Origin of the sequence: Sphingobium amiense (assembly GCF_003967075.1) — a bacterium.
Lineage (GTDB): Bacteria > Pseudomonadota > Alphaproteobacteria > Sphingomonadales > Sphingomonadaceae > Sphingobium > Sphingobium amiense.
The window spans coordinates 4,078,782-4,093,606 of record NZ_AP018664.1 but is presented as its reverse complement, the minus strand read 5'-3'; the positions used below and the strand labels follow the sequence as shown (position 1 = coordinate 4,093,606).

General features: G+C 62.6%; 12 protein-coding genes. 3 read left to right on the top strand and 9 right to left on the bottom strand.

Annotated elements, in window-relative coordinates; all coding sequences use genetic code 11:
* Positions 1–49 precede the first annotated feature (49 nt).
* Together SAMIE_RS19590 and SAMIE_RS19585 are read right to left on the bottom strand one after the other, a co-directional pair.
* On the bottom strand, positions 50–547 hold the full coding sequence (locus tag SAMIE_RS19590) for a hypothetical protein (protein ID WP_066696425.1): 498 nt from the start codon (positions 545–547) through the stop codon (positions 50–52).
* The gene (locus SAMIE_RS19585; RefSeq protein ID WP_232037317.1) at positions 544–1,593 is read right to left on the bottom strand and encodes a DUF4238 domain-containing protein; all 1,050 of its coding nucleotides are present in this window, start codon (positions 1,591–1,593) and stop codon (positions 544–546) included. Before SAMIE_RS19585 ends, SAMIE_RS19590 begins: the two co-directional genes overlap by 4 nt.
* Positions 1,594–1,813: 220 nt before the next feature.
* Here SAMIE_RS19585 and tnpA point away from each other — a divergent pair, with 220 nt between their 5' ends.
* Positions 1,814–2,233, top strand: a complete 420-nt coding sequence (gene tnpA / locus SAMIE_RS19580) for an IS200/IS605 family transposase (RefSeq protein ID WP_066696419.1) — start codon at positions 1,814–1,816, stop codon at positions 2,231–2,233.
* Positions 2,234–2,373: 140 nt separating this feature from the next.
* On the opposite strand, the gene SAMIE_RS19575 is transcribed toward tnpA, so the two are convergent.
* The 4 genes from SAMIE_RS19575 to SAMIE_RS19560 are packed head-to-tail and all read right to left on the bottom strand — an operon-like array spanning position 2,374 to position 6,285.
* Positions 2,374–3,783 (bottom strand): hypothetical protein, encoded by a 1,410-nt coding sequence (locus SAMIE_RS19575; RefSeq protein WP_217998366.1) that lies wholly within the window; start codon positions 3,781–3,783, stop codon positions 2,374–2,376.
* 26 nt (positions 3,784–3,809) lie between these two features.
* On the bottom strand, positions 3,810–5,108 hold the full coding sequence (locus SAMIE_RS19570; protein ID WP_232037316.1) for a hypothetical protein: 1,299 nt from the start codon (positions 5,106–5,108) through the stop codon (positions 3,810–3,812).
* Between the two features lie 17 nt (positions 5,109–5,125).
* The gene (locus SAMIE_RS19565; protein ID WP_066696408.1) at positions 5,126–5,731 is read right to left on the bottom strand and encodes a hypothetical protein; all 606 of its coding nucleotides are present in this window, start codon (positions 5,729–5,731) and stop codon (positions 5,126–5,128) included.
* Positions 5,731–6,285, bottom strand: a complete 555-nt coding sequence (locus SAMIE_RS19560) for a hypothetical protein (RefSeq protein ID WP_066696403.1) — start codon at positions 6,283–6,285, stop codon at positions 5,731–5,733. Before SAMIE_RS19560 ends, SAMIE_RS19565 begins: the two co-directional genes overlap by 1 nt.
* A gap of 84 nt (positions 6,286–6,369) precedes the next feature.
* Here SAMIE_RS19560 and SAMIE_RS19555 point away from each other — a divergent pair, with 84 nt between their 5' ends.
* Together SAMIE_RS19555 and SAMIE_RS19550 are read left to right on the top strand one after the other, a co-directional pair.
* Positions 6,370–7,002 carry a hypothetical protein gene (locus tag SAMIE_RS19555; RefSeq protein WP_066696400.1) on the top strand — a complete coding sequence of 211 codons (633 nt, stop codon included), beginning with the start codon at positions 6,370–6,372 and terminating at the stop codon, positions 7,000–7,002.
* An 18-nt stretch (positions 7,003–7,020) separates the two neighbouring features.
* Positions 7,021–9,999 (top strand): TrlF family AAA-like ATPase, encoded by a 2,979-nt coding sequence (locus tag SAMIE_RS19550; RefSeq protein ID WP_066696398.1) that lies wholly within the window; start codon positions 7,021–7,023, stop codon positions 9,997–9,999.
* 10 nt (positions 10,000–10,009) lie between these two features.
* On the opposite strand, the gene SAMIE_RS19545 is transcribed toward SAMIE_RS19550, so the two are convergent.
* From SAMIE_RS19545 to SAMIE_RS19535, 3 genes are all read right to left on the bottom strand, one after another.
* Positions 10,010–11,293 carry a hypothetical protein gene (locus tag SAMIE_RS19545; RefSeq protein WP_197724651.1) on the bottom strand — a complete coding sequence of 428 codons (1,284 nt, stop codon included), beginning with the start codon at positions 11,291–11,293 and terminating at the stop codon, positions 10,010–10,012.
* A gap of 307 nt (positions 11,294–11,600) precedes the next feature.
* Positions 11,601–13,970 (bottom strand): TonB-dependent receptor domain-containing protein, encoded by a 2,370-nt coding sequence (locus SAMIE_RS19540; protein ID WP_083952344.1) that lies wholly within the window; start codon positions 13,968–13,970, stop codon positions 11,601–11,603.
* Positions 13,879–14,823, bottom strand: a complete 945-nt coding sequence (locus tag SAMIE_RS19535) for a FecR family protein (protein WP_162849101.1) — start codon at positions 14,821–14,823, stop codon at positions 13,879–13,881. The genes SAMIE_RS19540 and SAMIE_RS19535 overlap by 92 nt, the downstream gene beginning before the upstream one ends.
* Between the last annotated feature and the right edge of the window lie 2 nt (positions 14,824–14,825).

Below are 14,825 nucleotides of genomic sequence, written 5' to 3'. Positions count from 1 at the left end.
GCATTTCAGCTTGGGTACACTCCCGATCTCAAGCTGTGCGCACGACAAGTTAGCCAAGTTGCCCGTGGTGTTCGAGCACGCGCATCAGGACGAGGTTCGCCCGGGTGAAGTTCTCCCGCTGATCGCGGAGCTGATAGGCCCATTTCGCTCCATGGAAGAGGTTGTTGCGGAACCGCCAGACAATCATCAGCAGCGCCAGCATCCGGTCGCGAGGATCGTCGTTCACGCCTTCGATCACCGCCTGCACGAGATCGGGATGGTCAGAGGGCCGGAGACCAAGATGGGGGAAGTGGTAGGTCAGCGCACCCTCGGCGAAGTACCGATTGCGGAAATAGGTAAGTTCGGCGGCATAGCCGTCTGCATCGAGAGTGCCCGCTGCCGCCCACTCGTCCACTTTGGCGCGGATGCGGTCAGCACGGGCGAAGTTCGCCATGACCTGGGCTTCGAAAAGACTCCACAGGAAGGCGAAGTCAAAGATGGCGCGGCGGTCCGGTTCGGGAAGGTCGCGATATCCCGGCGCACGCGCCTCAAGCCACTGTTCGCTCATTTTCCAGCCGCCAACCTGGCCTCAAGACGGGCAGCCTTCTCGGGCGTGTCGATATACTGGGATAGCACCGGCCGAGGACCAAAGACGTCCCGAACATGGATTCGGACCTCCTTGCCATTGCGCCGGACGTCCGTCTGGATCGTTGGAACGCGGGCAGCATGCGCGTGCACGAGATCGTCGCTCGATCGATCCTGAGCAATGGTCATCCGGTACGCAAACTGAGCGATTGTTCGATTGAGACGGCGGATCAACTGCTTGTCGGTGATGGTCCGATGACGGGAGATGGCATTGGCCGGGCCTCGTTTGCTCGTGCCGCGCACCAACATGCGTGCCGTGATCGGAAAAATAAGCTCGACCTCGCCAGAGTGATCATACGGCCGGCGCGCAGAGAGCGTTTGCTTCGGATCATAGCTACAGACCGGATTATCGGACGCCAGAAATGGCGTGTCGGTTGCGTTGTGAAGAACCTCGAAACAGAGCCGGAAGCAGAGATCGCCGAAAGTCTTGAACTCGTCTTCCATCGCCAAGAGTGTTTCATGCGGGTTGATGCCGACGGGTATGGTGTCGAACTGGCCGGCGTAGCGCTCATACTCTGGCGGCAAGGCGCCGAGTTCTTCGAGGATCTTGAATTCGCTGCGGAGCTTCGCTTCGAGCATCAAAGCGACCCGGTCGCGTGTGGCCGGCACGCGCGCGCGCATGATCGCTTGCATGCCCTGGACATTGAACGAGATCGCTGGCGACAGCCGCCGGGCCTGTAACGCGCGGACTGTCTCAGGCCACACCGTTTCGATGGAGCCCCACAAATCTTCGAACCGATGATTCTCCTGCCCGCCTTCGGGCAGCGGCTGTGAGTAATAGTAGTTTTCGTATCCGATGGCGGAAGGCTGCATGGGGTGCGGCGTCTCGGGGGCCTCCGCGCGATAGACATAGACACGGCCGCGTTCGTTGGTGAAGCCCTCCATGTAGGTGACCGAAATGAAGTGGTGCTTTCGGTTCGTCCGCCCGGTGTCGCCGCGCACCGGGTTGAAGATGCTGAACGGTCTCACGTCCTCATCGATCGGGACGTCACCCCATCTGCCAAAATATGTGGTCGGTCGTGTCACCCGTTGCTCAATCTCTTTAGAGTCCTCTTCCGGGGAGGAACCCCTCCGACTTCAGTCGGATACTGGCTTCAGCCACAGACTCGCGTGCAAGCCTGTAACCTCGGAAAAAACGGAAGACCGCCTGAAGGGCGTAAGTCTTCCGTTTTTTCCGAGGTTACAGGCTATGCGCTATAAAAGCGGTTGTCACACGACATTCCATCATCGCTACCATCTCGTGTGGGCGCCGAAGTATCGGTTCAAAGTGCTCCATGGCGACGTGCGCCTGCGGGTTCGAGAGATCATCAGGCAGGTCTGCTCAGAAATGGGCGTGACGATCATCAACGGCGCGCTGTCCCGCGATCACGTCCACATGTTCGTCGAAATCCCGCCGCATGTGTCGGTCAGCGACTTCGTGCGCCGCGCCAAGGGGCGATCGTCACGAAAAATCCAGCAGGAGTTCGAGCACATCCGCAAACGATATTGGGGGCAACGCTTCTGGCAAAGGGGCTACTTCTCGACCACCTCCGGCAACATCACCGATGACATCATCATGCGGTATCTCGACAAACATACCCACAAAAATGGCTTCAGCCCCGCCTCATGATCCTACCGGCGTCAGCCGGTTAGTCATTCAGATCTACACTTTGCTTTTACACCAAAGCCCGATGACTCAGCGAAGTTCCCTCATCGAGTTTGATCGTATCCAAGTGCAGGTCAAGAATATAGGCGCACATCTGATAAGGCTCAGGCGGGCGGGTCGCCCTGGCCAAAATCGTCCATCCCCTTTGGCATTCGCAGTTGCGTGACCGATGACAGCACCGAGTTCGCCCAAATCGTATTGCACTCGATTTCGCCGTTGCGTTTGAACCAGTGGGTGGCGCCAGGAATCAGATCGAACGGGATCGGATGGGTTGCCAGTGGATTATGGTAGACCTCCAGCTCCTGACACCAGGCCTCGCCCCAAGGCCACAGGGCGGCATATTCCGGGCTGCCGACTTCCAGTTCGAACGGGATCGCGTCGAGTGCGCCCGGCCTCCGGTCGAAGAGGCTACCGCTCCGTATCATTTTGAGGCCTTTGGGCTGGTAGCCCGCAAGGAACCCCATGCGGTTAAATTTGGCCATCGTTCCAGCGTTGCTGAAGACCACGGCCGAGAGATGAGCGAATTCGGGGTCGCGGAAGAGACCGGCGGGGATGGAGTGCTTTCCGGTCAAATGGGTGATCGGCGTTCCAATCGCGCGGCGAGAGGTCCCGCCGCCGATGACGTCGGCCCGCAGACCGTAAAGATAGGTGGGAAGCGCCTCGCGACTCCAGACCATGGAGCCGGACTCGTGGAAGTCAGCGATCGCGATTGCAAATGGGTGTCCGCGGACGTGGTCGGATGCCTGATAATTGCGTTGGAGTTTGCCGCGTAACGTCTTGGCGAACCGCTCCGCTGGCGCACCCGTGAGGCGCTCGTTGCGGTCTTCAGGCGCATGAACCCAGTCGCCGATCCCGCCAGCGTGGGGGATATCGGAATTTGCTGTGACTGCTTCGATCCAACAGACCGCGCCGTCTTTTTCTATCTCGAAATCCGGGGAGACGTAGTCCTGCCTGACGATCAGACCCTGTTCCCGAAAGCAGGCGAACAGATAGAGTTCGAAGAGGCGCGAGGCGAAGTTGCTCGTTTGCAGGTCGGGGACGAAGTTCGCGTCCGGATTGGGCAGCGCCAGGTAGCATTCGCCGACCGCGACAAGCGCGGGCACATGGCTGATCGTCCCGGCCAAAAGCTCGAATTCCCGAGAAATGCCCTTGGGTCCGACCTTCATAAGGGGCGCGCGCCGTCGCGCGCCTGGCGGAAGCGGCTCCGGCGCATCGCCACCGCGCATGCCCATTCTGAGCGCGTCCTGGGCCCGGTCAGGCGTAGAAAACGGGCCCTGCTGATCGACGCAGACCCAGCGGTGATCGACGCGCCGTCGCAATGCCAGCGTGCTGAACGCGCCGCTGTCCTGAGCGAGGAGAATGCATCCGCAGGCACTGCCGCGGCCAACCTGGTAGGCGGTGAAGATCGTCGATGGCTCGAAGTTCGGACCTTGTTCAAGCGAAAGGGCGTGAAGCTCGAATTGCCGCGGGCTGATGGGCTTGATCAGCAAAGAGTCATTTTCCGTGGGCATCACCGATCAATCCATTCCGCCCAAAAGCTCTACAGATATTGCGCGCCACGATCGAGGAGATCGCTCAGCACGTCGGTGCGCGTTCGTGTTTCCTTCAACGCGGCTTCGACCAGCCCGTGCGCAACCCCGCGCGCCAGGCTTCGCGCCATAACGCGCTGCGCTGTCGAAACCCTCTGGAGCCCGGCGCGCCCATGAACGAATGTGCTGCGCAATTCGAAGAGGTCCTTGTAGGCCTGCACGCTGGCGCGGTCACCGAGGACAGCGGCGAGGCGCGCCGCGACACGGTCCGTCGCGGACGACAGCTTTTTGTGCGGGTCAGGTTTCGGTCGGAGCCACTTTTTGTGATCCATCTCAAGACCGACGGCGGCCTCGATCGCGGTCATGTGCGCCATGACCTCATCCATTCCATCGGCGAGAAAGGCGCGAACGAGGAAATGCGCGACCGGGGTCTCAAAAAGACCGGTCGCCCTTGCCGTTTCCAGCTCTCTCCACGCGCTATCGGTAAACAGGGCCAGTCCCGACGTGGCATCCTCATCGAGGCGCAAGGCGGTCGGTCGCTCAAGTTCGACGTCGTCGCCCCAATCGTCCTGGACGATCCAAGGCTCAAGGCTGAGGCTATCGGCACTCGGCGGCGGTGACGGTCGAATGAACAGGTCGTCGTCGACCGTGTGAATCCACGGCGTCCGAAAGCCTCTCCAGTCGACTTCCTGCATCGTCGACCACTGTTCCCACGGCGCCAGCAGCAGAAAGAAGAGCGCAGCTTCGACCGCTGGCGGGAAACGACCAAGATGGGGATCGATCTCGCCGAAATCCCGGTCGAACGTCATGTACATGAACGGGGATGTGCGCGCCTCGGGCCGAGGGTCGAGTACGATTTCTTCTTCCACTACAAGCCAGTGGAATTGCGCCAGGCGCTTGGCTTCGAACGGCTGGTTGTGAAAGTTGCGGGCAAGACGCGGGGCGTCGAACAGGTCCGCCAAGTCGTCGGCGCTGAATTCCGCAACGCGGGCGTTGCCGAAGTTCAGCATCGGCAGGTCGTCCGCCAGATCCAGTGGGCACAGATGCCGCCGAAGCGTGGTCTTGCGTTTGTAGGCCCCGTCGATCGCGTTCGCTGCGCTAACAGGGTCCAAGCTTAGGTCTGCACAGTTCGCAGGGAGATGACACGGCAGCCCGAGCGAGCGCAGCGCCGTACTCAATGCAAAGACCGGCTTGCCGCCGCCATACTCCGCTTGGCACAGCTCGCTCAGCGCGACGAAGCTGGGGGCGGCCAGAAGGTTGTCCGGGCCAGGTCGCGGAATGCGCCACAGAGCTTCGACCGCAGCGATCATCGATGGGCTTGCCGGCATCAGACCCGTCCAGCCGACGCCGGCGTTGCGCCGAGGCTCACCGCTTCAGCGATGTAGTGGCGGTAGGCGAAGTTGATGAGGTCTCGTACCAGTTCGAGGAGGCCGCCCGTGGGCAGACCGTCAAACGGGTCGCCGTGCGCCAGCATGTTTCGGCGCTCGGCGAGGGTTGGACGCGTCTCGCCGGTTAACTGACCGACGACCGTTCCGCCGCAGCGCGTCACCATTGGGATCTGCCTGTCGGTCAGCCCGTCAGCATCCACCATATATTTCAACAGCGCGGCGAAACTGCGCTTCCTCTTGGAGACTTGCCCGCCGTAGCGGTCCATCACCGCCAGCTCCAGGGCGATCAAGGCTGCGAGTTCGCCGGCTTTCACCACGCTGAAATCGACCCAGCCCAGCATGTAGAGTGTCTGGGCGCGGGCAAACTTTGCGCGGACGATGTCGGGAATCCGTGCGTCGATGCCGAGGCCCTCGACGAAGTCGCGCCAATCAGTGGCCTTATCGAACCTGACGAATCCTCCCGGATTGCCCGGTGTCGGCCAGGCCAGCAGCACGGGTTCGTCTCGGTCGGTTAGCGCAACATGCGAGCGATCGGCCGTGAACATTATGCGCGCCGCAGCATCCGCTCGATGCGCACCCGCTGGTAGCCATGCGCATGCACATGCTGGCGAAGCTGGCGGATGTCGCGCACGCCAAACGCCACGGCCGCCTTCAACGGACTGGCGAAGGTCGCGTAGTAGGACCATCGGGCGTCGGTCGGGAGGGGCGCATTCTGGCGGCGATCGGTGATGACGACATCGCGCGGGTCACTGGTGTTGCGGAACGCGTGGAAGGTGATCCAGTCGGGCCGACGATAGCGCGCGGCCTTGCTGAACGGCACAGATTGCACCTTCACGTCGGTCTGATCCAAAACCCAGTCGCGCTGCTCCAGAATCTGGCGAACCATGTGGCCGACCATCTGCTTGACGCGGTCGGCAAGGATGTCCTCACGAAACTCGGCAAGCAGTTGCTCCTCGATCCCTTCGACCGCCGGCTTGCCGAGCTGCGAGGCGGTTTCCAGGCGGGCAACATTGTCATCTTGGGTCAGGAACGCCCAGATGCGCTGACCCAGTTCGGTCTCATACAGCGACGCGAATTTCTCGGGATTATAGGCAAACATGACAGGGCCTCCTTTACCGGGCAAATATGCCCGGTTATAACGGCCTGTCAATGGGTGTCGGGCAGATGCGATAGGGGGTGGCCTTTGGATCTTGAGGACCTGGTAACGGCGCTGGCGCCGCCGCCCAATCGCGTCGGCAAAGCCGACGGCGATCATGAGCATCATCTCTACGAGGGCGCCGTGATGATTGCCTACGCGATGCACCTGCTCCGCTCAGAGGGTGCGCAGCACGTTCGAATTCATCCTGATGGCGAGCACGGCAAGCAGTTCGATTTTACCGGCTGGCTGGATCGTCGCGGATTCCGGAAGATCTCCACGATCGGCACCACAGCCTATGGCGGCGTGTACGAGAATCCCGCCGGACAGACGATAACCGTCAATCCGAGATCAGGTCTTGGCGATGTCGTTGCAGAGGTCGGCGATCATATTATCTCGGCCGAATGCAAGGGCGGTATCATCAACACTAGGCATCCTGGCCAGGTGTCACGGCTATACAAGGGCCTTTGCGAAACGGTCGGCATGCTGATGGCGGCACCGTTGCAGGGCCGACAGGTCGCGGTCGTCCCCTTCACGAACAGCACCTTTCGGCTTGCCGAGCGCCTTGCGCCTCGATGCGCCATGGCTGGGATTGAAATCGCGTTGGTCGGCAGCCGCGGTGAAGTTCTCAACGTGAAGTCGCCCCTAGCGTCTGAGCGCGCTACAAGTACGGTCAAGTAACAAGATAGGTTGGGGGGAATGATGAGTCGGGGATCTGAGTGGCGGCGGTGGGAGCCGCACATTCACGCGCCGGGTACGGCGATGAACAACCAGTTTAGCGGGCCGACGGCTTGGGAAGACTACCTGACGGCGCTTGAGCAGGCGACGCCGGTGATCGAAGCGATCGCGGTGACCGACTACTATGTGACGGATACCTATGAAGAGGTGCTTCGCCGAAGGGACGCCGGTCGCTTGCCGCGCGCCAAGCTCATATTCCCCAATGTCGAGCTTCGGCTGGATGTGGCGACCGCCAAAGGCGGTTTCGTCAACTTGCACCTCTTCGTAAGCCCGGAAGATCCAAACCACGTTGAGGAGCTGCGTCGACTACTTTCGCGGCTGCAGTTCAACGTGATGCAAGATCGCTTCGATTGCACCAAGGACGATCTCATTCGCCTCGGCAAAAAGGCCGACTCGAAGATCACCGATGATCGTGCGGCGCTGTCCTACGGGGCAAACCAGTTCAAGGTGAATTTCCAGAAGCTGCGGGAAGTGTTCTCCGAAAGCGGCTGGGCGAAGAAGAACATCCTTATCGCAGTTGCTGGTGGGGCCACTGACGGCACTTCGGGGGTGCGCGAGGCTGCTGATCAAACCCTTCGGCGCGAGATCGAGGGATTTGCCCATGTAATTTTCGCAAGCAGCGAGGCGCAGCGGGATTTTTGGCTCGGCAAGCGTGATCTGGCGCCAGCGGACATTCGCACTCGATATGGCGGGCTCAAGCCCTGCCTGCATGGCAGCGACGCCCATAAGCTGGAAGACGTAGCCACGCCGTTTGGCGACCGCTTCTCGTGGATCAAGGGCGCCCTTGAGTTCGATGCACTGCGCCAGGCCTGTATCGACCCAGGTGGCCGGGCGCATGTCGGCGCGGAGCCGCCAGCATCAGCCACGCCGTCGCAGGTAATCTCGCAGATCGAAATCCTAGATGCGCCGTGGGCAACCACGCCGATCATCCAGCTCAATCCCGGCTTGGTGGCGATCATCGGCGCCCGTGGATCGGGCAAGACGGCATTGGCCGACATGATTGCGGCAGGTTGCGACTCGATCACGGACGAGTCCTGGAATGCTGACGAATGGGCCAATCCTTCGTTCCTTGTCCGGGCGCGCCCGTTGATCGGCGAGGGAAAAGTCAAAGTGAGCTGGGCGGCGGGCGAACCAAGCGTTCGTTCCCTCAATGGCTCGGACGCCAACGGCCCGTTTGCCTACGAGCGCGTGCGTTATCTCTCGCAGCAGTTTGTCGAGGAGCTTTGCTCGTCCAGCGGCCTGACCGATGGCCTTCTGCGCGAGATCGAACGCGTGATTTTTGAAGCCCATCCCGACGAGGAACGTGATGGCGCACTGAATTTCGAGGAGCTGCTGGAGCAGCGGGCGACACGGCATCGTCTCGCGCGGGAGCGTGAGGCTGACGCGGTTTCGCAAATCTCCGATCGGATCGGCACCGAACTTGAGAAGGAAAAGCTCGCCGCGAGCTACGAGGGGCAGGTTGGGCAAAAGAAAAAGCTAATTGACGCCTATACGGCCGACCGCGCCAAGCTGGTCTCGGCGGGCAGCGAACTTCGGGCGCAGCGGCACACGGATTTGGCAGCCGCGGCGAACCAGATCCGGACGACACTTCGCCGGTTCACGGGACAGCGCCAGACCTTCCTTGCGATGCAGGACGAGGTGAAAGACCTCCGACGAAATCAGGCCCCTGAGACGCTTCGCCAGGCCCAGACCCGGCATCCGAATAGCGGCATGACAGCCGAGCAGTGGGCGGCGTTCCTGCTGGATTACAAAGGCAAGGTGGACGACAATCTCGCCACTTATGTGAAGTGGGTGGACGGCAAGATTGCCGAACTCAAGGGCGTCGCGCCGCCCGCGGGCGACCCCAATAAGCCCTTCTTCCCGGACGATACCGACCTCACCACGCTGTCGCAGGCCATCCTCGACGCCGAAATGGGCCGACTGGAGAAGCTGGTCAGCGCCGACAAGGAAACGCAGAAGCGATACACCGCCTTGTCCGGCAGCATCGCAACGGAAACCGCGGCCCTTCAGACACTCACCGATAAGCTGAAGGACGCTCAGGGCGCGAAGGATCGGGCGCGTGATCTGCAAACCGAACGCGAGGAAGCCTATGGCAGAGCATTTGATGCTCTTGTCGCCGAGCAGTCGGTTCTAGAAGAGCTGTACGCGCCGCTGATGGCGAGGCTGGCCGCGTCATCCGGCACGCTGAAGAAGCTATCGTTCTCGGTCGCCCGGATCGCGAATGTCGAGCAGTGGGCGTCAGAAGCCGAAGATGGCCTCATCGATCTGCGCAAGGCCGGGTCGTTCCGGGGCAAGGGCACGCTTCTTCAAAAGGCGCATGAGGTTTTGAAAACCGCCTGGGAGACCGGCGATTCCGCCGCTGTTCGTGCTGCGATGGCGGAGTTCCGACGGCTCTATCAAAAGGATCTGCTCGATCATTCGCCGGTCGCTCACACCGATCAGGCTGAGTTCCGGGCCTGGTCGAAGCGCTTCGCGCAGTGGCTCTTCAGCACCGACCATATCTCGATCCGGTACGGCATCGACTATGACGGCGTCGATATCCGGAAACTGTCGCCAGGCACGCGTGGAATCGTCCTGTTGCTGCTGTACCTGGCCCTCGATGACAGCGACGATCGCCCCCTCGTGATCGACCAGCCCGAAGAGAACCTCGACCCGAAGTCGGTGTTCGATGAGCTGGTGCATCTGTTCGTTGAGGCTAAGGCGCACCGTCAGGTGATCATGGTGACGCACAATGCGAACCTGGTGATCAACACCGACGCGGACCAGATCATCATCGCTGAGTCTGGGCCGCATCCGCACGGCGCTCTTCCTCCCATCACCTACACGTCTGGTGGCCTGGAGAGCGCGTCGATCAGGGAGACGGTGTGCAACATCCTAGAAGGCGGCGAAGGCGCTTTCCAAGAGCGCGCTCGCAGACTGCGCGTGAGGCTAGAACGCTAGACGCGACGTTCTATCGGCGCCGCTGCCATGGGAGGCGGCTATCGTCCGACAGCTTGTCTCGCCATGCGCTGATCTGTTCATCCATCTGGTCCATGAGATCGCCCTTGGCGTCGATATCGGCGACAAGGGCGACGCTGACGAACCCCGGCTCGTCCTTGACGGCTGGCAGGCGCCAGACTTCGTACCGCGTCACGCCATTTCTCGTTCCAGCCGGCGGTGTCGGGTTTGGTCCCCATGCGTCGGCAAACTTTGGGTCGCGTGCGCGCAAATCGGCGAAGTCGATCGTCCAGCGTTGGTCGGAGACGGTGCCGAAGGCGGGAACGATCCCGGGAATGAGGTAGTCGCGGACGATGTTGTCGAGGTCATGCAAGACCGCCGGCGGCGTCTTTGGGTTCGGTCGTACGACGACCTCCAGCGCGACAGCTACCACCAGCGGGTTGATGACCCAGTCCCAGCGCTGTTTGAACGCGTCGATTTCGTCCGACACCTTTTGCTTGAAGGCTGACGATCCGCCGGTCGCGATCGGCAGTTCGCCGACCTGAAGCCGAAGCTTGGAGTCGCCGACCAACCCGGCCCACATGGATTTGTCGAACCCGGTCGGAATGCCTCGGGGAAGGCCATACAGCCAACTCAACACGGAGATATCGACGCCGCTACGCCCGAGCAGCGCGCGTTGAGCGCTCCAACGGACCATCTTGCAGTATCCCTCGTACATTTCGTCACCGAGGGTTTGGCGCTGAAGTTTCTCGTCTCGAATTAGCTCGCGGTAGGTGTCGATCCATTCATCTTCGCGCTCCCGCTCATAGTACGACTCCATGTTTTCGCCGTCTCGCAGAGCAATGGCCGCGAGTTCCAGATCATCGAGCATGGAGGAAAAGGGCCTGGCTTCGATGCGAACATTGGGCTGGTCTTCGCCATGACGACACATCACTGACAGCGCCTGTATCTGGCTGTCATCGCCGTATAGAAGGCTCTTCTTCGGCCAAGCCACGCCGGTCATCCGGTCACCGAGAAGGTCTAGAAGGTTCTTGGCGATCGTATGCGCGTGCGCCGGTGATTTGCTGGCCGTGGCGAGATCGAGTTTGAGCGCAACGTCCCCCCTAAAGGTGCTGCGCTTGACGGAGGTAAGCTGTTTGGCGATCTCCGTTTGAAAGGCGGTGCGATCGGCGACTGACATCTTCTTCGACTGGGGTTCGATGTTGTCGATATTGATGTGGACGCGACGCTTGCGCCGTTGCTGGTATCGGGCTGATGCTCCGGCGTCGCTCGCCATGAAACTTTTGATGTCGTTCAACGCCGTCTATATCCCACTGATTGGAGAACTCCTGTTCGAAGACAGTAGATAAGGTTATGGTCGTCGTAACAGTAGTATTTTGAGAAGTTGTCTGTGCCGGGCTCTGCGATAAAGGGACTGGTTCGACGATCTCTCCACCGATAGATGCCGAAATGTCGAGAATTTTTTCACCCAAAATTTCCGTGCAAAATCAAGACCGTAGGTTTTTGACGGCATTACAAGCGGTATTTCACAATGAGATTTTTCATTTTCGCAATGAAAACAGTACGTTATGCGGTTCAACGACAATAGAGTGGGAGTGATCCGATCAGAAGCGCGCGGCGAGCGTCAGGCTGACGGTGCGCGGGTCTTGCGAGATGATCTGTGGCGACATCCGGTATCGCAACGGATTGCCGTAGGCGAAGGCGCGGCCTTTCCGGCCCAGAGGGTTGGCGGCGGCGGCGGAAAGAGTCCAGTTGCCGCGTGACAGGCTGGCCTCGACCCCGCTTTCCAGCAGATTGCCCATCCGCCGGTCCAGATCGGGATCGAAGCTCAGATGCGCCGGCCCAACATAGCGCAGGCCGATCCGCGCCGCGCCCTTCATCCCGCCCAGCGCGAAGACCTGCGCGAGCGCCGCGCGCAGGCTGTGGTCCGGCACGACAGGGAGTCTGGTGTCGCGCAGCGCATATCCCAGCGCGTTGCGGATCAGCCGCGCATCGGTGACATTTCCGCCCGCCTCGATCGAACGCCCTCCGCCTACGGGCAGATCCACCGACAGTTCGACGCCCGCTATCCGCGCGTCCCCCGCCTCCACCGTTTCGATGAGGGCGGACGGGGTCAGCGTGTCCGAGCGGACGTGGCTCCATCGCGAAAGCCAGGCGGACGCCTCTACATGTCCCGCGCCCAGCGCCTGCTTCCAGCCGATTTCAAGCGACGCCAGTTCATCGCCCTCCACGCCGTCCCCGCCGCCGGAGCGGGACTGCCCCGGCGCGCTTTGCCGGACCGCCGAACCGTAGCGAAGATAGACCAGCCGATCCGGGTCGGGCTTCCACGATAGCGCGAAGGAAGGGGTGACGCCCGTCTGTTCGCGTTCGCGCAGCAGGGTGCCGCCCGATGCCGCGACCCGATCCGCGGTGAAGCCGTGATAGAAACGCCCCCCCACCTGCGCCGTCAAAGTGCCGGTTACGGGATAGGTGAGGTCGAGATAGGCGCCCGTCTCGTGACTGTCGCGCCGGTTGCGCGCCAGCAGCAGCGCTCGATCCTGCCCTCCCAGCAGCCGGATGGACAGCGACTGGCTGGCGTCGATGCGCGACAGACCCGCGAGCCATGCGACGGCGCCCCACGCCCCGCGCGCGCGCAATTCCGTGTCCCACAGGCGAAAGCGGCGGTCGTCCGCCAGAATTTGCGGATCGGGCAGGCCAAATCCCTCCGCGCCGACGGTCGCATCGAACATGTCCGCCACCTCATGCCAGGTCATTCCGGTGGACAGCATGATGTCTATGCCGGACAGGCTGCCATGCAGCCGCGCCGCCGCATGGCGAAGGTCGTTGTCGTGCGGCTCGGGCAGTTGCGCGGGACGGTCGTAGCTGCCTTTTCGGTCGGTATAGCGGCTGTCCTTGGAGTTCAGCCATTGCGCCATGGCGGTGAAATCCAGCCGCCAGCCCTCCGCCGGGACGATGCCGATCTGTCCGCGCCCGCCTGTGACACGGGTCGGATTGATGTGGCGGCGGCGGTCGACGCCGGTGCCGCTGTCGATCCAGCCCGGCTCCAGTGCGGTGTAGGCAACGAGGCGCAGTCCCGCTGTTCCGCCGATCACCGGCATGTTCGCCACCGCCGAGGCGGAATAGCCTCCCGCGCCGCCCGCAACGATGCTTCCGCCGCCCGAGATTGCGGCCATGGTCTTTTCGAGGTCCACCGGCTGAGGCGTCATGCGATAGATGCCGCCCAGCGTGCCGCTGCCGTAAAGCGATCCCTGCGGCCCCTTGAGCACCTCCACCCTTTCAATGTCGACAAGGCGGAGGTCGGGGTCCGGAGCGGAATAGGTGAGGCGCGTTTCGTCCAGCACGACCGCGACGGTCGACTGGCTTTCCCCGCCGAATGCGCTGTCCGCTATGCCGCGCAGGAACATGCGGTTCCGGCCCGGTCCCAGCGCGGTCAGGGCAAGGCCGTCGATCCGCGCCGCAATATCGCCCGTGCCCCCAAGGCTGCCCGAACCGGCGGGCATGTGCATCGCATCGACCACCGATACCGACGCGGGCAGCGACAGGATGTCGGTCGGCTGCTTCGTCGCCGTGACGAGGATCAGCGGCGATGGCGGCGGCGCGGGCGGCCTGAGGATGGGTGCGGCGGGTTTTGCGAGGCTTTGCGGCGCGCGTTCGATACGCCATGCGGACGGTCCGGTCTGCCGCGCGCGATACCCGGTGCCCGCCAGCAGCCGCTCCAGCGCCTGCCCTTCCGTCATGGCTCCGCGCACGGGCCTGACCCGGATGCGCGGCAACGCGCCTTCGGTGCCGATGGACACGCGCCGTTCGCGGGCGAGTTCGTCCAGAGCATCCGCAAGCGTGCCGGACGACAGGTCGATGGGCGGAGCGGCGGCTTCCCGCGCTTCAGTTCGGCTCCACGCGCCAGTCGCCAGCGTGACCGCGCAGGCGCAGACCCAGGAGACCGACCAGATCGCGCAATGCCTTATCGCCGTCATCGACAATCAGCGTCCCCGAAAACCGTCGGGCCTCCAACGCTGGCGGCGCATCGACCCTTACCCCCGCATAACGGCGCAGGTCGGCCAGCACCAGAGCGAGGGAGGCGTTGTCATAGGTGAGCCGCCCGGCCTGCCACGCCCCCACATCGGCAGGCCTGACCGGCGCGAGCGTCAGCGCCGCCCTGCCCGCGTCGAAGGTCAGGCCGCTGCCAGCATCGAGCGCGACCGGTCTCGCCATGGCGTCGCCATTCACCGTCACGCGGCCCTCGGCCACCGAAACCCGCACGACATCGCGATCCTGCTGCACATCGAAGCGCGTGCCGATGTCGCTGATCCGCACCCCACCCGCATCGACGGTCAGCGTGCGCGACGGGTCGTGGCGGATGTCGAACATCGCGCCGCCCGCAACCTCGATATGATCGCCGCCACGCCCCCCGACCAGCAGGCGGCTGTGCGGCGCGAGCAGGACCGACGATCCGTCCGACAGGGCGATGCGGCGGACTGTGCCGTGCGTGACATAGCGGGTCGATGGCGCGGAGGTGAAAAGAGGAACCGCGACCATGGCGGCGAGCGATGCCGCGACCGCCAGCCCGCCCCACGCCCAGCGGCCGCGCCCTCGTGAAGCGGGCTGGGAAGGCTGTTCCCCGACATCGTCGAGGAACAGCGCCCCCCCATGCGCTTCCAGCCTGTCGGCCGTCAGCGCCATCTGATCGAGTGCGACGCGGTGCCGGGGATCGGCCTCCAGCCAAGCGGTGAAGGCGTCCCAGTCCATCGCGTCCGCCCGCTCATCCTCGCAGCGGACATGCCACTGCGCGGCTTCGAGCAGCATCGCTTCGGGAAGATCTGCGTCCATGT